Here is a 24,388-nt window from a genome sequence, read left to right as displayed (position 1 = left end):
CGTGGATGTGCTGCTCCTTTTCCAGCGGCCGAAGCCACCATCGATGTCCCAAATCTCACGGAGTTCAGTGCGCCGGGAAAGGAACGATCGGCTTTTCGATGCCACCGGGACGAACAATTTTTCTATTTGGGCGGGCAGCCTGACGATGAGCGCGATCATTGCGCGAAACACCGGTGCGTCATTTCAGGCACAGTGCGAAGCCGTCATTGGCCCTTGAACGGCCGCGCGGGAGGCGCGTAACATCACGCCACTTGAATTTGAGTCTGTTTCATTCGTCCGGGCTAAAGTCCGGATCGGTTTGGATAATTTCCTTGAACACGCAAGCAATCGGCAGCGCGGCGGGGCGCGGCAAATCGTTTGCCCATGTGGCGCAAGCCTCCTGGGGCAAGGGCCTCGGCACCTTGCTGCGCATCATGCGCATGACGCTGCGTCACCCTTGGCAGGTCGCCATTACCATCGTCTCGACCTTCATCGCCGCGACGCTGCAGCTTTTCATTCCGCGCCTCTTGGGACACGCCATAGACCAGGCGCAAGGCGTGGTGGCTGCCGGTGCAAATGCCGCGGCCGAGCAGGCGCTGTGGAATACGGCGCTGACGCTGCTCGTCGTCAGCATCCTGCGCGGCCTCTTCACGATGGCACAGAACTATTTTGGCGAGGCGGTCGGCCATCGGACCGGCTATGAGCTGCGCCTGGCCTTCTACGAGAAGATCCAGCGGCTGAGCTTCTCCTTCCACGACAAGGTCCACACCGGCGACCTCATCACGCTCGGCCTGCTCGACCTCGACGGCGTGCGCATGTTCTTTTCCACCGGCATACTGCGCGTGGTGCTGCTTGGCGTGCTGATCGGCGTCGGCGCCTATCTGTTGATCAGCACCGATCTCGTGCTCGGGCTCTTGAGCCTGAGCTTCGTGCCGTTCGTCGCCTGGCGGTCTTCGGTTACCCAGCTCAGGCTGCGCAGCACCTGGCTGATGCTGCAGGAGCGGCTGTCGGTGCTGAGCCGGGTGATGGACGAGAACCTCGGCGGCATCCGTGTCGTGCGCGCTTTCGCGGCGCAGAAGCATGAGATGGAAAAGTTCGATCGGGCCAAGCAAAACGCGCTGGACCTCGCCAATGAGCGCGTCGATATCCGCGTCAGCAACACCAGCGCCATGAATTTCTCGTTCCTGGCCGCCATGGGCCTCGTGCTGTGGTTCGGCGGCCAGAAGGTGATGGCAGGCCAGATCAGCGTCGGCACGCTGGCCCAGTTCCTCACCTTCATGACCATTTTGCAGATGCCGGTTCGCCAGCTCGGCCTGATGGTCAACTCCTTCGCGCGCGCTTCGACTTGCGGCACGCGGCTGTTCGAACTGCTCGACGCCGAACTCGACATCAAGGATGCGCCCGACGCCAAGGACCTCGTCATCAGCGACGGCGTGCTGCGCTTCGAGGATGTCGGCTTCCGCTATGAGGGCGCGGGCGAGCGGCCGACGCTTTCCGGCATTTCCTTCGAGGCCAGGTCCGGCGAGACGATCGGTATCGTCGGCCCGCCAGGCAGCGGCAAGTCGACCATCGCACACCTGATCCCGCGCTTCTACGACGTCACCTCGGGCGCTATTACCATCGACGGCCAGGACATCCGCGGCGTCACGCTGCAATCGCTGCGCAAGGCGGTCGGCGTGGTACAGCAGGACGCGTTCCTGTTCACGACCTCGATCGAGAACAACATCGCCTATGGCAATCCCTGGGCGCGGGAGACCCGCATCGGCCAAGCCGCAGAGTATGCCCAGCTGCACAATTACATCATCGGGCTTCCGGCGGGCTACACCACGGTCGTCGGCGAACGCGGGGCGTCGCTCTCCGGCGGCCAACGCCAGCGCCTGACCATCGCGCGCAGCCTGATGCTGCGACCGTCGGTGCTGGTTTTCGACGATTCGACCGCCGCGATCGATGCCGGCACCGAGCAGCGGATCCGGGCGGCGATGAAGCGCTTCGCCAGGGACCGTGTGACGCTGATCATCTCGCACCGGCTGAGTTCGCTGATGCATGCCGACCAGATCCTGTTCGTCGAGGGCGGCCGCATCGTCGAGCGCGGCACGCATGAGGAATTGCTGGCGCTCGGCGGACGCTACCGCGCGCTCCACGACCTGCAGCTGCGGCCGGACGACGACCGGCTCGAGGGAGCCGCGTGATGTCGACGCAGGACGATGACGAGAAGGAAGACAAAAGCGGGCGGCCGACAAAGGCGGTCGTCGGCTCGCACCGCGACGAGGAGGAGGTTTTCGGCAAAGCCTATGATCCGCGCATCGTGCGGCGTATCTGGAGCTTCGTGAGCCCGTATCAGGGGCGAATTTACATCTCGGTCGCGGCGGTGCTGGTGTTCACGCTGACGCAACTAGCGATCCCGCTGGTCATCCGCTATGCCATCGACCATGGCATGGCGCCAGGCAGGCTGGACCGGTCGGTGATGATCTGGGCGACTGGCATCTTCGCCGTGATCATCCTCATCAACTATGCCGCCAGCCATGTGCAGGAAAGCGTCGTCGGCAAGGTAGCCGAGAACGTGCTGTCGGATCTGCGCCGCGCCATGTTCAGCCACCTCCAGCGCGTCTCGCTGAGCTTCATGGACAAGACCGAGGTCGGCCGCCTGATGTCGCGCCTGCAGGGCGACGTCAATTCGATGCAGGAATTCCTCGAAACGTCGGTCATGTCGGTGGGCGATATCGTGCTGCTGTTCGGCATCGTCAGCGTGCTTTTGTGGCTCGATTTCCGACTCGGGCTGCTGACGCTGTCGACCATGCCGATGCTGTTCATCGTGCGCCTGTTCTGGCTGCCGCGCGCCAAGGTCGCCTTCATGGCGGCGCACGAAACCAATTCCATCGCCAACGGCGCACTGGCCGAAGGCATTCACGGCGTGCGCACGGTGCAGAGTCTCGAACGCCAGCACGTCAATTTCGACCTCTATGACGAGAAGGTGCTGTCCAATCTCAATGCGCATCTGAGGTCGGCGAAATACGCGCAGGTGATGGTGCCGATCGTCGACACGCTGACCGGGATCGCGATGGCCACGGTCATCGTCGTCGGCGGCTCCATGGTGCTCTCGCACAATCTCGACGTCGGCATCATGGTGGCGTTCCTGTTCTATATCCAGCGCTTCTTCGACCCGATCCGCTCTCTCACCATGCAGTACAGCGTCATGCAGCGCGCCATGGCCTCGGGGCAGCGCATCTCCGAAGTGCTCGACGTGCCGGTGGAGGTCAGCGACAGGCAAGGCGCCATCGCGCTGTCGGGCGACATGGACGGCTCCGTCGAGTTCAGGAACGTCACCTTCGGTTACCGGCAGAACCTGCCGGTGCTGAAGAACATCTCCTTCCGCGTCAATCCGGGCGAGACCGTGGCCCTTGTCGGCCCGACCGGTTCGGGCAAGTCGAGCTCGATGGCGCTGGTGCACCGCTTCTACGATGTCTGGTCGGGCCAGGTGCTGGTCGGCGGGCATGACGTGCGCGACCTCACGCAGGACTCGCTCGGCGAGCAGGTGGCGATGGTGCTGCAGGAGCCGTTCCTGTTCTCCGGCACGGTGCTGGAGAACATCCGCTATCACAAGACCGATGCCACCCGTGAAGAGGTGGTGCGCGCCGCGCAAACCGTTGGCGCGCACGACTTCATCGAGGACCTGCCCGACGGCTACGACACCGAACTCGAGCAGCGCGGCGGCAATCTCTCGCTCGGCCAGCGCCAGTTGATCAGCTTCGCGCGGGCCCTGGTGGCCGATGCCAAGATCCTTGTCTTGGACGAAGCCACGGCCAGCATCGATTCCTACACCGAGATGCTGATCCAGAAGGCGCTGGTAAAACTGCTGGAGGGCCGCACCGGCCTGGTCATCGCCCACCGGCTGGCCACCATCCGCGGCGCCGACCGCATCATCGTGCTGCAGAACGGCGAGATCGTCGAAAGCGGCAACCACGACCAATTGATGCAACGACAGGGCCTCTACGCCCGCCTCTACAACATGAACTACGCCTCGTTCGACGACATTTCGGAAGGCGAGATGGAAATGGACGTGGCCGTCGGCAAGGCGACGTGATCGCGCATTGACCCAACGCTGAGCGCTCTTACGGTCAGTTCCGTCCGATGGGGCGGGAAGGGTTCCGGCTGTTGCGGATCACCCTGGCCTGAAACCGTCGTGTCTCCTGGCGCATCAGCATCCCGATCCGCAAGGCAGTGAACTCGGGCGAGGACAAACCCGCGCCTGTTGCGCCGCAGCACTCCTCATCGCCAGGGTCTTCAAACGATCAGATCGTCAATTCTGATCGGCAAGTCGCGGATCCGCTTGCCGGTCGCGTGGTAGACGGCGCTGGCGACGGCAGCGGCGGTGCCGACATTGCCGAGTTCGCCCAGGCCCTTCACACCAGCCGGATTGACCTCATGGTCGATCTCCGGAACCAGTATGACCTCGAGATCCCTGATGTCGGCATTCACCGGTACCAGATAATCCTGCAGGTCGCGATTGACGTAGCGGGCATAGCGGGTGTCGATCTCGGTCGCCTCATGCAGGGCCTGGCCAATGCCCCAGATCATGCCGCCCATCAACTGGCTGCGCGCGGTGCGTGTGTTCATGATGCGGCCGGCGGCGAACGCCCCGACAATGCGCGGCACACGAATTTCGCAGGTGTAACTGTTGATGTGCACCTCCACGAATTCGGCCCCGAACGCATATTTCACCGAATCCTCATCGGACTCGCCGCCGTGGAATTCCGACTGGCCGGCATAGAGCTTCTTGAGCGCTTCGGGGGTCGAGCCCTTCGGCGCGAATTCGGCATATTCCTCGATAGCGCCTACCTGCATGGCCTTGAATATATCGGCAGTGCTTGCCGATGCCCCGCCCTTGGTGCGGATCCGTCCCTCGTTGAGGTCCAGATCCTCATTGTGCGAGCCTGCAAGAGGCCCGTCCTCCCCGACCGCTGCCGCGAACAATTTCGTGCGCACAGCATCACACGCCTTGAGCACTGCGGAACAGACGCTGGCGGTGGAAATCGAACCTCCCGATACTGGTGCCGGCGGCAAGGCGCTGTCGCCCATCTCGACGGCGACCTTGCCGATGTCGACACCGAGGCGTTCCGCCGCCATCTGGCCGGCAACGGTTCGCACACCGGTGCCGATTTCATGCGAGCCGCACTGCACGCGCACGTCTCCTTCGGCCGTCAGGCGCACGCGGGCCGCGCATGGCGCGGCCGCGGTCGGGTAGACTGCCGTCGCGCATCCCATGCCGACAAGCCAGTCGCCGTCACGCATCGAGCCGACTTTCGCATCCCGTCTCGACCAGCCGAAGGCATCGGCGGCCTGATCGTAGCATTTCATCAGCGACCGGCTGGAGAACGGCTTGCCGCCGATCGGCTCTTTCTGGGGCTCGTTGACCCGGCGAAATTCGACCGGATCCATGCCGAGCGCGACGGCCATTTCGTCCATGGCGCTCTCGAGCGCATAGACGTAGGGCGTCTCGGGCGGCGAGCGCATATAACCGGGCGTGTTGCGATCCGCCTGCACAAGCGAGACATGCGTCAGCACCGAGCCATAGGCATACATGCGACCGGTGGCCGAAGTCCCGCCGACGACATAGGAATCGGGTCTTGAGGTCACCTCCCAGCCTTCATGGCCGAAAGCAGTGATGCGGCCGTCTTTGCCGGCGCCGATGCGGATGCGGTGCCGGGTTTCGGCCCGATAGGTCTGGGTGCCGAACGCCTGCATGCGGCTGACCACACAGCGCACCGGCCGGCCAAGCCGCCTGGCGGCCACAGCCACGATGGCCGTTCGCGCCGTCATCGGCCCCTTCGAGCCGAACGCGCCGCCTACGTTAGGGCAGACGATGCGCACATTCGCGGGGTCGAGCCTCAATTGCCGCGCCAACTCGACCTTCCAGCCGGTCACGTTCTGGGAGGGCTCGTAAACGGTCAGCTGGTCGCCTTGCCAAACAGCGGTGGTCGAGAACAGCTCTATCGGGTTGTGATGCTGGGTCGGCGTCGAATACCGCGCATCGATCTTCAGCGGGGCCGATTCATAAGCGGCATCGAAGTCGCCGGCCTTGACGTCCTCCTTGAACAACGGGCTTTTGCCGGCGGCGTCGATGGTCTTTGTCCCCGGCATGTCGAAACCGGCAGTCGGTTTTTCCTCGGCATAGTCCGCGCGGATTCTTTGCGCCGCCTCCTCGGCCGCCTCGAAGGTCTCGGCGACCACCAGCGCAATGATCTGACCGTCGTGGAAGATCGCCTTGTCATGCAGCGGCCCGATAGAACTCGCGCCGGTGTTTCCGAATTTCGGCGTCTCGACCTTGTCGAGGTCGCCATAGGTGACGATGTCGAGCACGCCGGGCACCGAGCGCGCGTCATCCAGGTAAAGCCTGGCGACCTTGCCCCTGGCGATGCTGCTCGTCGCGAGCACGGCGTGCGCAATGTTGGCGGCAGGGAGATCCGCCGCATATTCGGCCTGCCCGGTCACTTTCAGCCGCGCATCGATACGCGGCAGCGGCTGTCCCATATTTTCCTTCGGCTGTGGAGCGGCGACGTTCATGATCACACCTTCATGTCACGGGTTTCGAGCAGCCCCCTGATCAAGGTTCGCTTGCCGAGTTCTATCTTGAACGCGTTGTGCCGACGCGGCTGGGCCTCGGCGAACGCGGCTTCGGCCGCCTCGGCCGCCGCTGTCTCGTCGAGCACCTTGCCGCGCAGGGTCTCCTCCGCCGCTCTCGCCCGCCAGGGTACGGTCGCGACGCCGCCAAGCGCGATGCGCGCCTCGTTCACGGTCTCGCCATCGAGGTCGAGGGCGACCGCGGCCGATGCAAGGGCAAAGGCGTAGGATTGCCGATCGCGGATCTTGAGATAGCGCGAACGCCTGGTCCATGCGCCGGCGGGCACCTCTATGGCGGTTACGATCTCGTCGGGCGCCAGGTCGGTCTCGATGTGAGGGCTGTCTCCTGGCAGGCGATGCAGGCTGGCAAATGGGATCTTTCGTCGCCCGCCATGCCCCTGTACATGAACCGTGGCGTCAAGCGCGATCAGAGCCTGGGCAAAATCACCGTGATAGGTGGCGATGCAGTTCTCACTGGTCCCTAGCACGGCATGCTGGCGGTTGAACCCTTCCATCGCCGCGCAGCCCGAGCCGGGCTCGCGCTTGTTGCATGGCCATGAGGTTTCGCGGAAATATTCGCAGCGGGTCCGCTGCAGGATGTTGCCGGCAAGGCTTGCCATGTTGCGCAATTGGCCGCTTGCCGCCAGTTGCAGGCTTTCCGCGATCACCGGATACCGACGCTTGATCTCGGCATTCTCGGCCGCGTCGCCCATCCGCACAAGAGCGCCAAGGCGCAGACCCTCACCGCCGGTCTCGATCCGCCGCAGTGCCGGTTCGGAGAGACCATTCAGATCGAGCAAGCGTTCCGGCCGGGCGACGCCGAGTTTCATATAGTCGGCGAGATTGGTGCCGCCGGCGATGAACTGCGCGGGGGCTTGCGTCGGCGGATGCCTGGTGGCCGAGCGCGAGGCGACGGCGACCGCCGCGGAGAGGCTGGCGGGCCTCTCATAGACGAAAGGATGCATCTCAGGCTCTCCTGATCTGGTCGCGGGCCTGGACGATTGCCGCGACGATGTTCGGGTATGCCGCGCATCGGCAAAGATTGCCGCTCATATATTCGCGAATGTCGTCCTCTGAACCGGCATGTCCTTCGTCGACGCAGCCGATCGCGGACATGATCTGGCCGGGCGTGCAATAGCCGCACTGGAACGCATCGTGATCGATGAAGGCCTGCTGCATCGGATGCAGGCTGCCGTCCGTCAACGCCAAGCCTTCGACGGTGGTTACCGCCTTGCCCTCGTTCATCACCGCGAAGCTGAGGCAGGAGAGCACGCGATGGCCGTCGACCAGCACCGTACAGGCGCCGCATTGGCCATGGTCGCAGCCTTTCTTCGTGCCCGTCAGGCCGACATGGTCGCGCAAGGCGTCGAGCAGGCTGGTTCGGCTGTCGAGAGCCAGATTGTATGGCTGCTTGTTGATGGTCAGTGTTGTCATGACAGGCTCGTATGGCTTGCCGGCAGCAGCCGGGGGCTCCTCGGAGCTAGCTGTCGAGGCCAGAAGCGGAGTCACCGCAGCCGCGGAAACGGTCGCGGTCATGAAGCTTCGTCTGCTGAGGCCGGAGGAGTTTGGGGGAACATGCTTGGACATCGCTGGCTCCGTCGCTGGCTACGTCGCGACCAAACCCCTCATTGGGGCCATTGTTCCGGGCATCCACGATAAAACGCAAAAAGGAAGATGGCTCGCAGGGCAAGCCGCCCGATTTGGGTGCAGGATCGGAGCGCTCCGTTCGAGACCGTGCCCGTCCTTGCGAAATTGCAGAACTCTCGGCGTATGGCCGATCCCCTAACAAGGTGCGAGGACCCTCACTGCTGGCGGGCAATTCCGAGAATATCAAGCGCCTGCGCGGCAGAAGCGATCGGGCGTCCGGTGCGACCGGCGGCCTCGACGATTGCGGCGACCCGTTCGGCATTGTCGCGGGCGAGGCTGCCATCGGCGTGCCAGAGAGAGTTTTCGAAGCCGACCCGCACGTGCCCTCCCGCCGCGATCGCCGCCGTCAGCGCCAAGGTTTCGCCCCGTCCGAAGGCGCAGACCGACCATACGGCGCCTTCAAGACCATGCGCGTCGAGCCCTTCAAGGAAGACATCGAGGTCTTCGGGCCGACTTTCCTGATCGGCGGCATAGCGCCCGAGGACGAACAGCAGCCGTGGGGTTGTGGGCTCCGTCAGAATGCTTCGCCGCCGCAGATCGATGAAACGGTCGAGATCGGCCCGATCATAGAGAATGTGCTGGACCGCGATGCCTTCCCGGCCGGCCCATGCGAAGAAGCGGGCCGGCTCCGCCTCGCCATCGCTGATTATCTCACGCAAGCCGATCGAGACGGAGACCGGATGAAGCGCCCGAACAAGGTCCATCTGTTCGCGTGGCGAATAGAGCCCGACAGCTTCGGTCGTGATCTGGATCGCCATGACGCCCTGCGTCCGCTCCCGGATCGCCGCGATGGCATCCCGGTAGAGCGCGGCGTCAAGCGTGTGCCGGCCTGAAGCATCGCGGACATGCACATGGATGGCGGCGGCGCCGGCGGCGAGACACTGCCTCGCTGTTTCGGCAAGTTCGTCGGCGGTCATCGGCAGAGCCGGATGATCGGCCTTCGTTCTGCGCGCTCCGTTCGGCGCAACCATGATCAGCAACGGCTTCAATTTCATCTCCGGGCCCAATTGGCTCTCCCGTAAGCTGGTTTTCCATGCTTCATTTCACCGACTCGCATAGGCAGGACAGCATGAACGCCACCGCCCAAGGGATTTCCGCCTTCGCCACCGCCGCCGAACTCGGCCGCGCGCTCGCCGACGGCAACACATCCTCGACCGAGATCGTCCGGCGCGCGCTGGATCGTGTCGGCGTTCATGACAATTCGCTGCATGCGTTCGTCCGGCTGTTTCCCGAAGCTGCGCTCCAGGCCGCCGGTGAAGCCGACGAGCGTCGCCGTCGAGGCGCCTCGAAAGGGCCGCTGGACGGTATCCCTTTCGCGGCCAAGGACCTGCTTGACGTCGATGGCTATCCGACTCTGGCAGGTTCGAAAGCGCTTGCCGGCGAACCCGCAACCACTACGGCAACGGCTATCGAACGCCTTGTCGCGGCCGGGATGATCCTGCTGGGCAAGGTCCACACCGTGGAATTTGCTTTCGGCAGTTGGGGGACCAATCCGGTCGCCGGCACGCCCCTGAACCCGCGTGACAGCGTCACCCCGCGCGCGCCGGGCGGATCGTCGAGCGGTTCGGGCGTGGCGGTCGCCGCCGGACTGGTGCCGGTCGCGCTCGGCACCGACACTACGGGCTCCATCCGCAATCCGTCCGCCATGTGCGGTATCGTGGGCCTGAAGACGTCCTTCGGCCTTGTCGGGCGCGGCGGGTTGCTGCCGCTTGCCATGTCCTTCGACAGCATCGGTCCCATGACCAGGTCGGTGGAGGATGCAGCGCTTCTGCTGGCCGCGCTCGAGGGTCCCGATCCCGGCGATCCGGCAACCTATGGGGTGGCGCCGACCTTGCCGCTCGAAGGACTCGAGCGGAGCATATCGGGCGTTCGCCTGCGCATCCCCTCGGACGCAGACCTTGCCGGTGTAGACCCCGGCATACTGGACCGCTTCGGCTCCACGGTCGCCGAACTGGAGGCGCTCGGCGCCAAGGTCGATCGGATGCCGATGCCGCAATCTTGCGACACCTACAAGGCCCTGGCCGGCGACATCATGGCCGTCGAAGCCTGGCATCATCTCGGCCGCTACGTCGAACCGACGGACAGCGTCGTCGGCACGGCGATCCGCATGCGGGTTCTCAAGGGCAGGGAAATCGGCCTTGCGGCTTATCACGAGTTGATCGCAAGGCGCCGGGCCGCGCAGATCGAGTTTCATCGCGACCTCGAGGGCGCCGATGCGTTCCTGACGCCGACGGCGCCGATTACGGCGCCGCCATTGGCCGACATCGATGAGACAACGACCTCGCTCGGGACGTTTACCCGCATGGTGAACCTCCTCGACATGGCAGCGCTCAGCGTCCCCATCGGTCTCGTCAATGGTCTGCCCGCAGGATTGCAGATCGCGGTTCGCCGCTTCCAGGATCCGCTGGCGCTGAGGATCGGGCGGGCGCTCGAGATCCGGCGCGGCGGCCTGTTCGAACAGCCGCCGGGCTACGCCACGCCGTAAGCTGCCCGTTCATTCACCGCTCGCATACAGCCAACGCGCGACGAGAGCGTCGGTGTCGGCACCGAAATCCGCGCGCGCGCCTTCGGAAAAAACCGTGCCGTTCTTGACCACATAGACGTAGTCGGTGATGGCAAGCGCTGCGCGAATATCCTGGTCGACCAGCAGCACGGCCTTGCCGAGTTCGCGGGCAAGATCGCGGACGATGTCGTAGATCGTCTCGCTGGTCTGCGGATCGACGCCCGCGGTCGGTTCGTCGATCAGGTAGACCGACGGATCGGCCATCAGGCTGCGCGCGATCTCGACCTGCCGCTGCTGGCCCCCCGATAGCTGGCCCGCAGGCTGCGCGCGTTTCTCGCGAACGACGGGGAACCGCTCATAGACATGTTCCAGTTTCTCGGTCAGCACCGTCTTCTTCGGCCTTGCATGCCAGAGACCGAGTTTCAGGTTCGATTCGACCGAGAGATGAGGAAAAAGGCTCGGCCGCTGCGGCAGGTAGGCCAGGCCAAGGCCCAGCATCCGGAAAGGCGGATTTCCGGTGATGTCCACGTCTCGCAGAAGCACCCGGCCGGCACTCGGTTTCAGAAAGCCGAACAACGCCTTGAGAAGCGTCGACTTGCCGGTGCCGTTCGGCCCGACCACACAGGAAATGCGGCCAGGCCAGGCCTTGACCGAAACGTCGCGCAATATGTCGATGTCGCGCGTATAACCGGCGACAAGGTTCTCGCAGGCGACCAGCGGCGGAGTCGATGCCAGGGAAGCTGATTCCATCATGGTGCTTCCCGATGCGTTCCGCGGGATCCCGTATAGGCGTGCACGACCTCGGGATTGCGCAGTACCTCGGCGACCGCGCCGTCGGCGATCTTGCGCCCCCGCGCCATCACCATGACGCGCGTTACGACCGACTGGATGGCCTCGAGGTTGTGATCGACAACGACGATGGTGTGACCGTCGCGATTGAGGCTCCTTATGTGCTCGATGATCTCCTCCAGCAGGCGCGGGTGGACGCCGGCGAAGGGCTCGTCCAGAAGCAGCAATCTCGGTTTCAGCATCAGCGCCCGGCCGAGTTCCAGCAGCTTCTGCTGGCCCCCCGAAAGCGCTCTTGCATAATTGTCGGCGAGATGATCGAGCCTCAGGAAAGTAAGAACCTCACGGGCGCGCTCCTCTGCCGCGGCGCGCCGTTCAGCCGGGTCGGAAAGCGCCGGCACGATCAGGTTTTCCAGCACGGTCATGCGGCGGAACAGGCGAGGAACCTGAAAAGTACGGGCAACACCGCGGCGCGCGAAAAGATTAGCCGGCGAGCGCGCCATGTCGGTGCCTTCGACGAGGATGGCACCGCCGTCGGGTTTGAGCGCGCCCGTCACCATGTTGATGGTGGTCGTCTTTCCCGAGCCGTTGGGACCGATCAACCCGACAATTTCGCCGCGGGCCAAGGCAAAGGATAGGCCTTCAACGGCATGGATGCCGCCGAAATGCTTGGCAAGCCCGCTGACCGAGAAAAAACTGGTGTCCCTCTCAACCGGCATGGGGTTCCTCGGTGGTAGCGGCAGGAACAGGAGCTTGTTCCCGCGGCCGTGCGCGGAAACGCGCCCAGTTTTCGACCATCGGATACAGGCCGTTCTGCGCGAAGCGTTGCACCAGGATAAGCGCCAGGCCCATCAGCACGAAACGCCATTCGCCGTAGGACCGCAGCGTCTCGGAAAGCAGGAAGACGACGACTGCGCCGACCACGGCGCCGGGCAGGCTTTCGATACCGCCGATCACCGCCATCGCGATGACCAGACCCATCTCCGGCAGGATAGCCATGTTGGGTGTCAGGATGCCGATGAAATGGCCGTAATAAATGCCGGCTATCGCCGCGATCACGCTGGTTACCACGAAGACGAGGATCTTGTAGCGTGTGGTATCCACGCCGCTGGCGCGCGCGGCGCCCTCGTCTTCGCGGATGGCACGCAGAAAAAGACCGACGCGGGTCGCCAACAAGGCATTCATTCCCAATATCGCCAGGACGACGAGCGCAAGGCCGAGATAGTAATAAGGCAGGTCCGATCGGCCGGAAAAGAGGCCTGGTACCGGCAAGCCCAGCATGCCGCGTGTGATGTCTTCCTCCGCGACCAGCACGAGGCGGAAGATTTCCGAAATGGCAAGCGTGAAGAGGGCGAGATAAGGTCCGGAAAGCCTCAGCACGAGCGCGCCGATCAGGGCGCCGGCCATGACGGCAAGAGCGATGGCGGCAAGAATGGCAAGCGGCAGCGGCATGCCCACCTGGCCAACGAACAAGGCCGAGGCATATCCGCCCAGCGCGGCAAAAGCCACATGGGCGAAGGAGAACTGACCGGCGAAACCGGCAAGCAGCGCCCAGCTCGCGGCAAGCAGCGCATAGTACCAGGCGATGGCGCCGACGTGGGTCCAGTACGGCCCAACGCCGAGTGGCACCAGCAACGCCACCACGAGCAGAATCGCCTGGGCCGATTGCGAGAATGTTGGACGGATCATTGCCGTGATCCTATTCCAGCCGCAGATGCGAGCGGCCGAACAGGCCGGTTGGCCGGAAGAGCAACGCAATGACGAGCAGCAGCGCTCCGAACGCCTGCGTATAGGCAAGCGCGCGATTGGGGTCCGGCAGATAGCCGACACCCAGCCCTTGCACCAGGCCGAGCAGGATGCCGCCGGTGATGCTTCCGCCGACAGAACCCATGCCGCCGAGCACGATGATGATGAAGGCCTGCACGGCAGGCAACTCACCCATCGAAGGCGACAGGGCGAAGATCGGCGCGATCAACGCCCCTGCCCCGCCTGCAAGTGCCGAGCCGATGCCGAAGGCGATGGTGTACATGCGGCGTGGATCGATACCGATGACCGCCGCGGACTCGCGGCTCTGGCTGACCGCATCAAGCGCCTGGCCAAGCGAGGTGCGTTTCAGGAAAAACGTCAGACCAACAAGCAGGACGACGGCGGCGACCGCCGCGATCAGCCGGTCGTAAGGCAGGATCAACGGCCCGAGGATCAGCGCTCCCGTCATGAAGGACGGCGGCGCCTTGGCGAAGGGACCGAAGACGACGAGGCCGAGATTGGTGATCAGAATGGTGAGGCCGAAGGTGACGATAATGGCATATTCGTCCTTGCGCTCGACCTTGTCGGTGTACATCGGCGCTATGACGAGCCTCTCGAAGAGGACGCCGAAGATGAACAGGACCACCATCGCGCCGGCGACACCGACAAGCGGCGGCGCGTGGAACCACGCAATGATGTAGTAGGACGCGTAGCCGCCCAGCATATAGAGCGATCCGTGGCCGAAATTGACGACCTTCAGCACCGAGAAGACCAAAGTGAGCCCCGCCGCCGTCAGCGCGAAAATGAGGCCGATGACCAGGCCGTTGACGGCCAGGAGGAGGAAATAGCTCATGGGTTCACATCACCTCGTTGTCGGCCGCCTGTCCAGCGAAGCGGCCGCCGGCGGCCATGGAGCCGCCGGCGTGCCGTTCATTTGCCGGGCATGACCTTGTCGGTGGTGGCCCACTTCTTCGGATAGACGATCGCAGCGTCCTCCGGCGCCTGGTCCACGGCCGTGTATTGGATGATCGTGAACGGCACGTCGACGAACTGATGGAAAGCCCAGTCGGGAGATTTGGTGGTCGGGAAGGTGTAGGTGGCATTCACCCCTTCATATTTGATCTCTTCCAGTGCCTTCACGATCGCCGCGCGGTCGGCCGAGCCTGCCTTCTTGATCGCTTCGACGACGACACCGAACGTGTCATAGGCCTCCATGGCCACGCCGGTCGGCGCCCTGTTGTAGCGTTCGGTGAAGGCCTTCACGAATGCCTTGGCCTTGTCGTTCCATTGCGACTTGGGCTGTGCGACGTTGACGATGAGAAGATTGTTGGCGCATTCGCCGTCGACTTCCCACACTTCCTTTTGCAGCAGACCCGAGGAGCCGATGAGGGCCGTGTCGGCAGTCGGTGCGAGGCCGAGCTGGCAGGCCTGCTTGACGAGCTGATACTGTGCCTGTCCGGCGATCACCATCTGGATCGCGTCAGGCCTCGGGCTCTGGTTCATCAGGCGCAGCAGCGCGGGCGTGAAATCCTGCTGGTTGAGGTCGATCGTCGCCAGCGTATAGGGGACGTTCTTGGCCTTGAGCTCATCGGCGATGACCTTGGCCCCGCCCTGGCCGAAATCCGTGTTTTCGGCGATAATGGCGATGTTCTTGAAACCTTGCTCGACCGTCCAGTCGGCTGCCTTGACGTAAACGAGCGAGTTGGCCGGAGCGAGACGATAGACTTCCGGATACTGCTTGGCCGTGATGGCATCCGCCCATACGTCGGTGCCGACCCAGGCGACGCCGTATTTGTGCGCCTCCTCGATTTCGGCGAGAGCGACCGAGGAATGGAATTCGCCGAAGATCGCGGCGACGTTGTCCTTGGTGATGAGCCGAACCGCCGCCGCGCTGCCGTCGGCCGGCTGCCCTTTGGTGTCCTCGTAGCTCACCTTCAGCTGACGGCCGAGAACGCCGCCGGCCTTGTTGACCTCGTCAACGCCGAGCTGCACCGCCCATTGCATCTCCTGGCCGCCGGAATAGTTGCCGGGCGGCGACAGCGGCCCCACCCAGCCCAGCGCGATTGGATCCTCGGCCAGAGCCGGTGCGGCTGCGAACGGCAAGGAAGCCAGCGCGAGTGCCGCCAGCGCTCCCAAACGACTGGATATGGTCTGTTTCATGCGAATTTCCCCTGTTCTTGTTTTCTGATTGAATGAAACACTACGCTCATTTATAGCAGATTGAAATATTCATTGCAGCTCGTCAACGGCCGGCGTAAATTCGCCCCATGTTGGAACCCGCCTTCCGCTCGCGCCTGCTCGAGAGTTTCGAGACGATGCCGCGCCAGCTTCGCGCGGCGGCGCAATGGGTGCTCGACAATCCGCGTGACGTTGCCCTCCTGTCGATGCGCGTCCAGGCGCAGCGCGCCGGGGTGACCCCGGCATCGATGACGCGGCTTGCCCAGCGCATGGGCTTCGACGGCTACGATAGCCTGCGCGATCTCTACGCCGAGCAACTTCGCCGCGGCGAGAAGGAGTTTTTGGGCAAGGCCGAAGCATTGATGGCGCGGCGCAAGCGCGGAGGAGACGGCGCTCTGGCCTTCGAGCTGGCCGAAACGCTCGAGCGCCATATGGCGAAGCTTTGCGATGCGGCGACGCTGGAGACGGTGACCCGGGCGGCCGCGGTGCTGGCAGGCGCCAAGCGCATCTATGCGCTGGGCTATCGGTCGAGCTACCCCGTCGCTTGCCATTTCGCCTACATCTATGGTCTCGCCGGCGGCGCGGTGCGTCTGCTTGACGGGGTCGGCGGAACCGGACCTGATCCTTTGTGGGAAGCGGGAGCGGGCGACGTGCTTCTGGCGATCAGCGTAAAGCCCTATACGCGCGCGGCCGTCGAACTCGTTGACTATGCACGCAGCCGTGGGCTCGAAATCGTGGCGATTACCGACAGCGTCGTCTCGCCGCTCGTCAACCGGGCAGGCGCCGTCATCATCGTGCCGACCGAGAGCCCGTCCTTTTTCCACACCATGGCACCGGCCTTTGCCATCGCCGAAACGCTGGCCGCGATCCTGGCGGCCGCCGCCGGCGATCGCGCGCTGGCCGCCATGCGCGACGTCGAACGTCAGTTCGACACCCTTTCCACGCATATCTACGAAACCAGGCAGCGGTCATGACACACATTCTCCATCGCCAGATCCACCACGATTATCCCGTTGCCGTCGGCGGCGATGGCGTCACCGTCATCGACAGCGAGGGACGCCGCTATATCGACGCCTCCGGCGGCGCGGCCGTCTCATGCCTTGGCCATCAGCATCCGGCCGTTCTTGCCGCGATGCATACCGAACTCGACCGGCTCGCCTATGCGCATAGCAGCTTCTTCACCACCCGGCCGGCGGAGGAACTGGCGGACGAACTTGCCGCTCACGCGCCGGGCGATCTTCATCACGTCTATTTCGTCTCCGGCGGCTCGGAAGGCATCGAGACCGCCCTGAAGATGGCGCGGCAATATTTCGTCGAGCGCGGCGAGCCGCAGCGCCGCCGCTTCGTGGCCCGTCAACAGAGCTATCACGGCAATACGCTGGGCGCGCTTTCGGTGGGAGGCAACGCCTGGCGCAAAGCGCCGTTCGAACCCATGCTGATCGAAAACCATCATATCGAACCATGCTACGCCTATCGGCATCAGCGGCTGGATGAAGGCAGCGAGGCCTACGGCCTGCGCGCCGCCGATGCGCTTGAGACGAAGCTGCAGGAACTCGGGCCGGAAATGGTCATTGCTTTTGTCGCAGAGACCGTGGTCGGGGCTACTCTCGGGGCCGTGCCACCCGCACCCGGTTATTTCAGGCGCATCCGCGAGATTTGCGATCGCCACGGCGTGCTGCTCATCCTCGACGAAGTCATGTGCGGCATGGGTCGCACCGGAACACTGCATGCCTGCGAGCAGGAAGGCGTCGCACCCGACATCATGGTGGTCGCCAAAGGGCTCGGCGGGGGCTACGCCCCGCTCGGCGCGGTGCTGGCGTCCGAGCGCATATTCGATGCCTTTTCGCAAGGCAGCGACTTCCAGCACGGTCACACCTATGTCGGTCATCCACTCGCTTGCGCGGCCGGCCTCGCCGTCCAGCGGGTCATCGAGCGTGATGGTCTGCTTGCCAACGTCGCGGCGCGAGGCACCACGCTCGAACGGCGGCTGCGCGAGCGCTTCGGCAACCATCACCATGTCGGAGACATTCGCGGGCGCGGCCTCTTCCAGGGCATCGAACTTGTCGCGGATCGCTCGGCCAAGGCCCCGTTCGATCCGCGCCTGAAGGTCCACGCCCGGATAAAATCGGAAGCGATGCAGCGGGGGTTGATGGTTTATCCCATGGGCGGCACTGTTGATGGGCGGGCTGGCGATCACATCCTGCTTGCGCCGCCATTCATCGTCGACGACAGCACGGTCGACATCATCGTCGACCGTTTGGGCGACGCCGTCGATGCCGCGATCGGCAGCATTGCTATCTAGCGCACGAGACGCTCACCGACCGGCATCAGCCCCGACCCGGCCTCACAGTGCCGCGCCAGACCATCGGCGCATGGCAGGTCAGGCGGCTGCCGACACCGGCTTCCTCGCGCGAACCGGTGGCCAGTCGCACGGCGTGCTTGGCAATCTCCTCAATCGGCGGCGCAAAGGTCGTCAGCCGGTAGGAAGCCCAGTCAGCCTGCTCGATGTCGTCGAAGCCGGCGACGCAGAGATCGCGCGGGACGTCGAGACCGAACTCGTGGCGCGCCGCGTCCAGAAAACCGCAGGCGATCAGGTCGGTCACACAGAATGCCGCATCCGGTCGCTGCCGGCCCGACAGCAGGCGCCTTGCGCCTTCTGCCCCGGTCGCATAACCCGTGCGGCCCTCGCGCCACTGGATCACCTCCAGCCCTTCCTTGCGCGCCGCGGCAAGAAACGCCGTCTCGCGCGCCACCAGACTGGGCGTGCCGGCTGCCGACGTCACCAGGGCAGGCCTGGTGCAACCGGCACGAAGAAAGGCGTGAAGTGCCGCCTCGGCGGCGGCGGCGTTGTCGACGCCGATGTTATGCGGCCCGTCGAACCGGTCGTCGCGATTGATCAGGATCAGGCGCTGCCCGTTCTCGAGGCAGGTTCGGATCAGCTCCTGCGGCGGCGTGCCGGACAGCACGATCGTCGCATCGGCACGATAGTTCAGCGTGTTGCGCAACGCCTGGTCGACATGGTGGCTGGGGCCCGACGTGTTGAATACCATGGCCACTTTGCCGGCATCCCTCAAATGCTGTGTCAGCGCCCGCAGGATACGGGCCTGATAGGGCGTGTCGCCATCGGCGACGACAAGGCAGACGATGCCCGTCGATGCCCGCATCAGGCCGCGCGCCAGATGGTTGACGTGATAGCCGAGCTGCTCGGCCGCCAGCAGCACCCGCTCGCGGGTTTCTTCCGAAACGCTGGCGCCGGGCGTGAAGGTGCGTGACACGGCCGAGCGCGAAACGCCGGCAAGGTCCGCGACCTGCTGGGCACTGGAAAAGCCAATACGGCCTCTTGGCGTCGTCATGCACACTCCCACTGGCGTTCGCCGATTCCTTGCACGCACGTGCGGCATAGCGCAAGCCAGTCGCAGGTGTCACCGCCACCCTTGACACGCATGCGTAAATGAAACAGCTTTGCACAGCCGTGCATGAAACCGGCGCCGGAGGCTACCTTGCCCATTTCTTCGCAGACCGCATCGGAGCTGCCATTGCCTGGACGAACAGCATGAACAGCGTAGCGGTGCGGTCGAAAGCGAGCCGGATGTCCGAAGCCGAACTCGACAGGCGCGCCGATGTTTGCCGGCAACTGCTCCTGTCGTCGGGAAACATGGCGATGCAGGGCTACAGCCAAATCGACGCCGCGCAGCCTGTGGAGATGAAGGGGCCGCAGGATTTCCTGACCGAGACCGACGGCAAGGTCGAGAATCACATCCGCACGACGTTGGCCGCGGCCTTTCCCGAGGACGGGTTTTTGGGCGAGGAAACCGGCGGCAGCGGCGGCTCTGATCGAATGTGGGTCGTCGACCCGATCGACGGTACGGCGAATTTCATGCGCGGCATTCCGCATTTCTGCGTTTCGATCGCCTTCGTCCAGGACGGCCGCAGCGAGATCGGCGGGATTGCCAATCCGGCCATCGGGGAGGTCTATTTTGCCCGCCGCGGGCACGGTGCGACGCGCAATGGCGCGGCGATCCGTGTTTCGCGCACGCAGGCCTTCGACCGCGCCTCCGTGGAGTTCGGCTGGTCGCCGCGGATTCCCAACCGGGACTACCTGGACAAGGTGGCCCTGGTCTGGTCGCTGGGCGCCAATGTACGCCGCTCCGGTTCGGGGGCGCTGGGCCTTGCCTATGTGGCCGATGGCCGCTCGGATGCCTATGCCGAGCTTCATATCAATGCATGGGACTGTCTGGCTGGATTGCTGCTGGTCGAGGAAGCCGGCGGGCGCGTGAACCGCTTTCTCGACGGCGACGGCATGGCGAAGGGCAATCCGGTGCTTGCTGCGGCGCCGGGCGTGGCGGCGAGATTGTCCCAGGTGATCGGAGTGCCGTTGGACGACGAATAATCAATTCCAAAGAGCATAAAAGGGAGGAATTATCGATGAAAGGTCCATTTGATCGCAGCAGGACATGGCTTGGCCTTGCGGTGCTGGCCATTTTCGGGCTGGCCGGCGGCGCCCATGCGGCGGATCGCAGCCTCGTGATGTATTGCGGCGTCGACGAGGCCTGGTGCCGGGCCATGGCCACGACCTACCAGAAGGAAACCGGCGTCAGCGTCGACATGACCCGCATGAGCGCCGGCGAGATCTACGCGCGCCTGCGGGCCGAGAAGGACAATCCGCAAGCCGATATCTGGTGGGGTGGTACCGGCGACCCGCATCTTCAGGCGGCGGAAGAAGGTCTCACCCAGGAATACAAGTCGCCGCAGCTGGCGAACCTGCGCGACTGGGCGCTGAGGCAGGCCGAACGGGCCAAGAACCGCACCGTCGGCATCTATCTCGGCGCGCTTGGCTACGGCTACAACGAGGAAGACCTGAAACAGCGCGGCCTGACGGCGCCGGCCTGCTGGGCGGATCTGGTCAAGCCCGATTTCCAGGGCGAGATCGAGATGGCCGACCCCAATTCCTCGGGCACTGCCTGGACGATGCTGGCGACAATCGTGCAGCTGATGGGCGAGGACAAGGCTTTCGACTATCTCAAGCAGCTCAACAAGAACATCGCCGAATACACCAAGGCGGGCGCCGCGCCCGCGCTCGCCGTGGGCAAGGGCGAGACGCTGGTCGGCATTTCCTTCCAGCACGACGTTATCAACGCCGCCAAGCAGAATCCGGCTGTCAAGGTGGTCTCGCCCTGTGAAGGCACCGGCTTCGAGATCGGGTCGATGAGCATTGTTGCCGGGGCCAAGCATATCGACGAGGCGCAGAAATTCTACGACTGGGCGCTGACGCCAGACGCGCAGAAACTGGCGGCTCCGAACGGCAGCTACCAGATTCCGTCGAACACCGGCACCCCGGTGCCGCCCGAGGCGCCGGACCTCAGCAAGATCAAGCTGATCGACTACGATTTCGCCAAATACGGATCCTCAGCGGAGCGCAAGCGGCTGTTGAAGAAATTCACCGATGAGGTCCGCAACGGCGGCTGATCTGGTCCGCACGGCCGATCCGCCGGCTGCCCGCAGGGCAGCCGGCGCAACCCCGACCATACCGAAGGAAGATGTCGAATGGCGCGGGCTTCGCCCTATCCCATGGCCAATGATCTCCCCGGGCGCAGTGCCGCCGGATGGTTGGCGTTGGCATGGGCGAGCTTCATTGTGCTGCCATGGTACAAAGTCGAAGGCGGCTTCCTTTCCTTTGACTGGCTGGCGCGTCCGGCGGAGGCGGCACCAGCCATCCTGCTGTCGCTGAACGGCCGACTCTGGCTGCTTCCCTTGATCCTGCCACTTCTCCTGGCAAGCTGGCTCGTCGCGCGCCGGAACCTCCCCGGCCTGGCGGTGGCGGGCGCAGCCGGCCTCGCCTGGCTGGCGATCGAGGGTTTTTCCATCATCCATTCGGGTTGGGGATTTGCCTGGCTCGGGCATCTCGCCAGTACGCCGGGGCCGGTGCAGCCGGGGCTCGGCTGGGGTGCCGTGCTGTACGCGGTGGCGATGCTGATGTTCATCGCCGAGGCGCTGGCGGCGCGTGGCTGGTGCAAGGGCGACCGGTTTGTCGTCGGCTCGCTGTTGATCGTGATCGCTTCGCTGATCCTGTTCGTGGCTTATCCGCTGTTGTCGATCCTCGCCTCCGCCATCGAGGACAATGACGGCAATATCGTGCCGGCCCTGTTTGCCGAAAAGCTGTTCAGTGCCAACATCTGGAGCCTGCGCTGCCTCTACGGCGACGGTTCCTGCGGCGTGGCGTGGAATACGGTGGCGATCGCGGTGCTGGTCGGATTCTTCTGCACAGCGCTGGGCCTGGCGCTGGCGCTGATTGCGCTGCGCACCAGGCTGCCGGCCAAATGGCTGCTGCGCGGCCTCTCCATCCTGCCGATCATCACGCCGCCTTTCGTCATCGGCCTGGCGCTGATCCTGTTGTTCGGTCGGGCCGGCATCGTCACCAACCTTTTGTCCGAACATCTCGGTATTCCGCGCAGCCGCTGGATCTACGGCATGGCCGGCATCACCATCGCGCAAGTGCTGGCCTTCACGCCGATCGCCTTCCTGGTCCTGGCCGGCGTGCTGCAGGGCGTCAGCCCGAGCATGGAGGAGGCCTCGCAGACCTTGCGCGCCAGCCGTTGGCGCACTTTCAGCACAATCACCTGGCCGCTGATCCGCCCGGGGCTGGCCAGCGCCTTCCTGATCTCGTTCATCGAGAGCATGGCCGACTTTGCCAACCCGCTGGTGCTGGGCGGCAACTTCAACGTGCTGTCGACGGACATCTTTTTTGCGGTGGTGGGCGCTGCGCATGATCAAGGCCGTGCCGCGGTGCTGGCGATCGTGCTTCTGGGATTCACGCTCGCCGCTTTCGTCATCCAGCGCCGCTGGATCGGCAGCCGCAGCTACGTCACCGTCGCCGGCAAGGGCGATGGCGGTGTGCCGGCCACGCTGCCCAAGGGCTTGCGCATCGGCTGCTACGCCGCCGTCATTCCCTGGCTGCTTCTGACCGTCGTGGTCTATGGCATTATCCTGGGCGGCGGCTTCGTGCAATCGATCGGGCGCGACAACACGCCGACTCTCGAATATTTCCTCACCGCTTTCTCCGTCGAGAAAGGCGTCAATGGCTGGTTCCTGAGCGGGTCGGCCTGGCCGTCGCTGCTGATGACCATCGGCCTTGCGCTGGTGGCGATGCCATTCACCGCCGCGCTCGGCATCCTGACCGCCTATCTGCTCGACCGGCAGCATTTCGCCGGGCGCACGATGTTCGAATTCCTCGCCATGATGAGCTTTGCCATTCCCGGCACGGTCGTCGGCGTCAGCTATATCCTCGCCTTCAACGTGCCGCCGGTGCAGTTGACCGGCACCGGACTGATCATCGTCATCTCGTTCATCTTCCGCAACATGCCGGTGGCGATCCGTGCGGGCCTCGCCAATCTTGGGCAGATCGACAAGAGCCTGGACGAGGCATCGCTGACACTGGGGGCGCGTTCCTTCGCCACCTTGCGGCGGGTGATCCTGCCGATCCTGAAGCCGGCTATCGTGACCGCGATGATCTACAGTTTCGTGCGTGCGGTGACCGCGGTCAGCGCCGTCATCTTCCTGGCGACCGGCCGCTTCAATCTCGCCACCGTCTACATTGTCGGGCGAGCCGATGTCGGCGAATACGGCATCGCCATCGTCTATTCGGCGGTGCTGATCGTCGTCATGATGATCATTCTGATCGGCATCCAGCTGTTGGTCGGGGAACGCCGGCTTGGCCGGCGCCGGGCCGAAGCGCAAGCCGTCGTGGCACCAATCTGATCGGGAGAAGCGTATGGATCAAACGGCGAAGAACGCTGCCCCCGGCGTGATGGACAGACCGGCAGTGCGTTTCGAGGGCGTCACCAAGAAATACGGCGCCGTCACTGCCGTCGACAATGTCAGCTTCGACATCGCACCGGCCAGCCTGGTGACGCTGCTCGGACCCTCCGGCTGCGGCAAGACGACGACGCTCAGGCTGATTGCCGGGCTGGAGCACGCAAGCCACGGGCGCATCATCATCGACGGCAAGGACGTCACCTTACTGTCAGCCGCCGAACGCGACGTCAGCATGGTCTTCCAGTCCTATGCGCTGTTCCCGCACATGAACGTCATGGAAAATGTCAGCTACGGCCTGCGGGCGACGGGGCTCGGCAAGGTCGAGGCCGCAGGGCGCGCCGCCGAGAAGCTGGCACAGGTCGGCCTGTCCGGCTACGAGAAGCGCCAGCCGAGTGAACTTTCGGGCGGCCAGCAGCAGCGCGTGGCCGTGGCGCGCGCCATCGTGCTGGAGCCGAAGGTGCTTTTGTTCGACGAGCCGCTGTCCAATCTCGATGCCAAGCTGCGCCGGCGCGTGCGCGATGAAATCCGCGGTCTGCAGCAGGATCTCGCGCTGACCGTGGTCTATGTGACGCATGACCAGGAGGAGGCGCTCGCCGTGTCCGATCGCATCATCGTCATGAACGCGGCCCGCGTCGCCCAGGACGGGACCCCGCGCGACCTCTACAACGAACCCACGAGCCCTTTCATCGCCGACTTCATGGGCGACGCCAACCTGCTCGATGTCGAGGTTCTCGCCAACAACGGGACCAATGCCGAGGTAAAGGTCGGGCCGCTGCGGCTCAACATGCCGCATCGCGGAATCGCGCCGGGGCCGGCGGTGCTGGCCGTCCGGCCCAATGCCGTGCGCCTCGTCGCCGGCCAGCCGGCAGCCGGCGGTATGAGAGGGCGCGTGGTCAAGAGTTCTTATCTCGGCGACCACATGGAATACCGCGTCGCGATAAACGATCCGGCGGTGGAGTTGTTTGCGACGTCGCCGATCGTCACACCCGCCCTGCCCGAAGGCAGCGTCGTCGCGGTCGATTTCGATCCGGCAAAGATCGTGCTGATAGCGCGCGACAAATCCTAGCCAGCAGCGCACACCGCTACCGGTGCGCCTGATACGAAAATAGTGGTTCTCGA

19 protein-coding genes are annotated in these 24,388 nt (G+C 64.3%); 9 read left to right on the top strand and 10 right to left on the bottom strand.

Going from position 1 to position 24,388, the window contains the following annotated elements; all coding sequences use genetic code 11:
- The first annotated feature begins 311 nt into the window (after positions 1-311).
- Together FJ964_RS22215 and FJ964_RS22210 are read left to right on the top strand one after the other, a co-directional pair.
- Positions 312-2,168 (top strand): ABC transporter ATP-binding protein, encoded by a 1,857-nt coding sequence (locus FJ964_RS22215; protein ID WP_140552390.1) that lies wholly within the window; start codon positions 312-314, stop codon positions 2,166-2,168.
- Positions 2,168-4,060 carry an ABC transporter ATP-binding protein gene (locus FJ964_RS22210; RefSeq protein ID WP_140552389.1) on the top strand — a complete coding sequence of 631 codons (1,893 nt, stop codon included), beginning with the start codon at positions 2,168-2,170 and terminating at the stop codon, positions 4,058-4,060. Before FJ964_RS22215 ends, FJ964_RS22210 begins: the two co-directional genes overlap by 1 nt.
- Positions 4,061-4,260: 200 nt before the next feature.
- Here FJ964_RS22210 and FJ964_RS22205 read toward each other — a convergent pair whose 3' ends face one another.
- From FJ964_RS22205 to FJ964_RS22190, 4 genes are all read right to left on the bottom strand, one after another.
- Positions 4,261-6,540, bottom strand: a complete 2,280-nt coding sequence (locus FJ964_RS22205) for a xanthine dehydrogenase family protein molybdopterin-binding subunit (protein WP_140552388.1) — start codon at positions 6,538-6,540, stop codon at positions 4,261-4,263.
- 2 nt (positions 6,541-6,542) lie between these two features.
- Positions 6,543-7,562: a xanthine dehydrogenase family protein subunit M gene (locus tag FJ964_RS22200; protein ID WP_140552387.1), complete on the bottom strand. Its 1,020-nt coding sequence runs from the start codon at positions 7,560-7,562 to the stop codon at positions 6,543-6,545.
- Between the two features lies 1 nt (position 7,563).
- Positions 7,564-8,184 carry a (2Fe-2S)-binding protein gene (locus FJ964_RS22195; RefSeq protein WP_140552386.1) on the bottom strand — a complete coding sequence of 207 codons (621 nt, stop codon included), beginning with the start codon at positions 8,182-8,184 and terminating at the stop codon, positions 7,564-7,566.
- Positions 8,185-8,399: 215 nt separating this feature from the next.
- Entirely contained in the window at positions 8,400-9,233 is an 834-nt protein-coding gene (locus FJ964_RS22190; RefSeq protein WP_210243381.1) for a 3-keto-5-aminohexanoate cleavage protein, read from the bottom strand.
- Between the two features lie 80 nt (positions 9,234-9,313).
- Here FJ964_RS22190 and FJ964_RS22185 point away from each other — a divergent pair, with 80 nt between their 5' ends.
- A complete protein-coding gene (locus FJ964_RS22185; RefSeq protein ID WP_181172574.1) occupies positions 9,314-10,729 on the top strand; it encodes an amidase in 1,416 nt (471 codons plus the stop codon).
- A 9-nt stretch (positions 10,730-10,738) separates the two neighbouring features.
- On the opposite strand, the gene FJ964_RS22180 is transcribed toward FJ964_RS22185, so the two are convergent.
- From FJ964_RS22180 to FJ964_RS22160, 5 genes are all read right to left on the bottom strand, one after another.
- Complete coding sequence (locus FJ964_RS22180; protein WP_181172573.1) at positions 10,739-11,497, bottom strand: ABC transporter ATP-binding protein; 759 nt, start codon at positions 11,495-11,497, stop codon at positions 10,739-10,741.
- On the bottom strand, positions 11,497-12,252 hold the full coding sequence (locus FJ964_RS22175) for an ATP-binding cassette domain-containing protein (protein ID WP_140552382.1): 756 nt from the start codon (positions 12,250-12,252) through the stop codon (positions 11,497-11,499). The genes FJ964_RS22180 and FJ964_RS22175 overlap by 1 nt, the downstream gene beginning before the upstream one ends.
- Positions 12,242-13,222 (bottom strand): branched-chain amino acid ABC transporter permease, encoded by a 981-nt coding sequence (locus FJ964_RS22170; RefSeq protein WP_140552381.1) that lies wholly within the window; start codon positions 13,220-13,222, stop codon positions 12,242-12,244. The genes FJ964_RS22175 and FJ964_RS22170 overlap by 11 nt, the downstream gene beginning before the upstream one ends.
- Before the next feature lie 10 nt (positions 13,223-13,232).
- Positions 13,233-14,132 (bottom strand): branched-chain amino acid ABC transporter permease, encoded by a 900-nt coding sequence (locus tag FJ964_RS22165; RefSeq protein ID WP_140552380.1) that lies wholly within the window; start codon positions 14,130-14,132, stop codon positions 13,233-13,235.
- Positions 14,133-14,209: 77 nt separating this feature from the next.
- Positions 14,210-15,439: an ABC transporter substrate-binding protein gene (locus tag FJ964_RS22160; RefSeq protein WP_140552379.1), complete on the bottom strand. Its 1,230-nt coding sequence runs from the start codon at positions 15,437-15,439 to the stop codon at positions 14,210-14,212.
- Between the two features lie 107 nt (positions 15,440-15,546).
- Between FJ964_RS22160 and FJ964_RS22155 the strand changes: the two genes are divergently transcribed.
- Both FJ964_RS22155 and FJ964_RS22150 read left to right on the top strand, forming a co-directional pair.
- Positions 15,547-16,431, top strand: coding sequence for a MurR/RpiR family transcriptional regulator (locus FJ964_RS22155; RefSeq protein ID WP_140552378.1), 885 nt, complete (start codon positions 15,547-15,549; stop codon positions 16,429-16,431).
- Positions 16,428-17,759: an aspartate aminotransferase family protein gene (locus FJ964_RS22150; RefSeq protein WP_140552377.1), complete on the top strand. Its 1,332-nt coding sequence runs from the start codon at positions 16,428-16,430 to the stop codon at positions 17,757-17,759. Before FJ964_RS22155 ends, FJ964_RS22150 begins: the two co-directional genes overlap by 4 nt.
- A gap of 25 nt (positions 17,760-17,784) precedes the next feature.
- On the opposite strand, the gene FJ964_RS22145 is transcribed toward FJ964_RS22150, so the two are convergent.
- A complete protein-coding gene (locus FJ964_RS22145; protein ID WP_140552376.1) occupies positions 17,785-18,810 on the bottom strand; it encodes a substrate-binding domain-containing protein in 1,026 nt (341 codons plus the stop codon).
- A gap of 200 nt (positions 18,811-19,010) precedes the next feature.
- Here FJ964_RS22145 and FJ964_RS22140 point away from each other — a divergent pair, with 200 nt between their 5' ends.
- The 4 genes from FJ964_RS22140 (at position 19,011) to FJ964_RS22125 (ending at position 24,335) form a co-directional block, all read left to right on the top strand.
- Positions 19,011-19,847, top strand: a complete 837-nt coding sequence (locus FJ964_RS22140) for an inositol monophosphatase (RefSeq protein ID WP_140552375.1) — start codon at positions 19,011-19,013, stop codon at positions 19,845-19,847.
- 35 nt (positions 19,848-19,882) lie between these two features.
- A complete protein-coding gene (locus FJ964_RS22135) occupies positions 19,883-20,923 on the top strand; it encodes an ABC transporter substrate-binding protein (protein WP_140552374.1) in 1,041 nt (346 codons plus the stop codon).
- Positions 20,924-21,001: 78 nt separating this feature from the next.
- A complete protein-coding gene (locus tag FJ964_RS22130; RefSeq protein ID WP_224713298.1) occupies positions 21,002-23,212 on the top strand; it encodes an iron ABC transporter permease in 2,211 nt (736 codons plus the stop codon).
- 13 nt (positions 23,213-23,225) lie between these two features.
- Complete coding sequence (locus FJ964_RS22125; RefSeq protein WP_224713297.1) at positions 23,226-24,335, top strand: ABC transporter ATP-binding protein; 1,110 nt, start codon at positions 23,226-23,228, stop codon at positions 24,333-24,335.
- Positions 24,336-24,388: the final 53 nt, after the last annotated feature.

The sequence above is a fragment of the Mesorhizobium sp. B2-3-2 genome, assembly GCF_006442295.1.
Lineage (GTDB): Bacteria > Pseudomonadota > Alphaproteobacteria > Rhizobiales > Rhizobiaceae > Mesorhizobium.
This window is presented reverse-complemented; position numbering and strand designations above follow the sequence as displayed.

What these genes read in the sequence shown, in the direction of transcription:
- FJ964_RS22210 (WP_140552389.1), top strand. Translation starts at nt 2,168, where the DNA reads ATGTCGACGCAGGACGATGACGAGAAGGAAGACAAAAGCGGGCGGCCG.
- FJ964_RS22205 (WP_140552388.1), bottom strand. Translation starts at nt 6,540, where the DNA reads ATGAACGTCGCCGCTCCACAGCCGAAGGAAAATATGGGACAGCCGCTG.
- FJ964_RS22200 (WP_140552387.1), bottom strand. Translation starts at nt 7,562, where the DNA reads ATGCATCCTTTCGTCTATGAGAGGCCCGCCAGCCTCTCCGCGGCGGTC.
- FJ964_RS22195 (WP_140552386.1), bottom strand. Translation starts at nt 8,184, where the DNA reads ATGTCCAAGCATGTTCCCCCAAACTCCTCCGGCCTCAGCAGACGAAGC.
- FJ964_RS22185 (WP_181172574.1), top strand. Translation starts at nt 9,314, where the DNA reads ATGAACGCCACCGCCCAAGGGATTTCCGCCTTCGCCACCGCCGCCGAA.
- FJ964_RS22180 (WP_181172573.1), bottom strand. Translation starts at nt 11,497, where the DNA reads ATGGAATCAGCTTCCCTGGCATCGACTCCGCCGCTGGTCGCCTGCGAG.
- FJ964_RS22175 (WP_140552382.1), bottom strand. Translation starts at nt 12,252, where the DNA reads ATGCCGGTTGAGAGGGACACCAGTTTTTTCTCGGTCAGCGGGCTTGCC.
- FJ964_RS22170 (WP_140552381.1), bottom strand. Translation starts at nt 13,222, where the DNA reads ATGATCCGTCCAACATTCTCGCAATCGGCCCAGGCGATTCTGCTCGTG.
- FJ964_RS22165 (WP_140552380.1), bottom strand. Translation starts at nt 14,132, where the DNA reads ATGAGCTATTTCCTCCTCCTGGCCGTCAACGGCCTGGTCATCGGCCTC.
- FJ964_RS22160 (WP_140552379.1), bottom strand. Translation starts at nt 15,439, where the DNA reads ATGAAACAGACCATATCCAGTCGTTTGGGAGCGCTGGCGGCACTCGCG.
- FJ964_RS22155 (WP_140552378.1), top strand. Translation starts at nt 15,547, where the DNA reads ATGTTGGAACCCGCCTTCCGCTCGCGCCTGCTCGAGAGTTTCGAGACG.
- FJ964_RS22150 (WP_140552377.1), top strand. Translation starts at nt 16,428, where the DNA reads ATGACACACATTCTCCATCGCCAGATCCACCACGATTATCCCGTTGCC.
- FJ964_RS22145 (WP_140552376.1), bottom strand. Translation starts at nt 18,810, where the DNA reads ATGACGACGCCAAGAGGCCGTATTGGCTTTTCCAGTGCCCAGCAGGTC.
- FJ964_RS22140 (WP_140552375.1), top strand. Translation starts at nt 19,011, where the DNA reads ATGAACAGCGTAGCGGTGCGGTCGAAAGCGAGCCGGATGTCCGAAGCC.
- FJ964_RS22135 (WP_140552374.1), top strand. Translation starts at nt 19,883, where the DNA reads ATGAAAGGTCCATTTGATCGCAGCAGGACATGGCTTGGCCTTGCGGTG.
- FJ964_RS22130 (WP_224713298.1), top strand. Translation starts at nt 21,002, where the DNA reads ATGGCGCGGGCTTCGCCCTATCCCATGGCCAATGATCTCCCCGGGCGC.
- FJ964_RS22125 (WP_224713297.1), top strand. Translation starts at nt 23,226, where the DNA reads ATGGATCAAACGGCGAAGAACGCTGCCCCCGGCGTGATGGACAGACCG.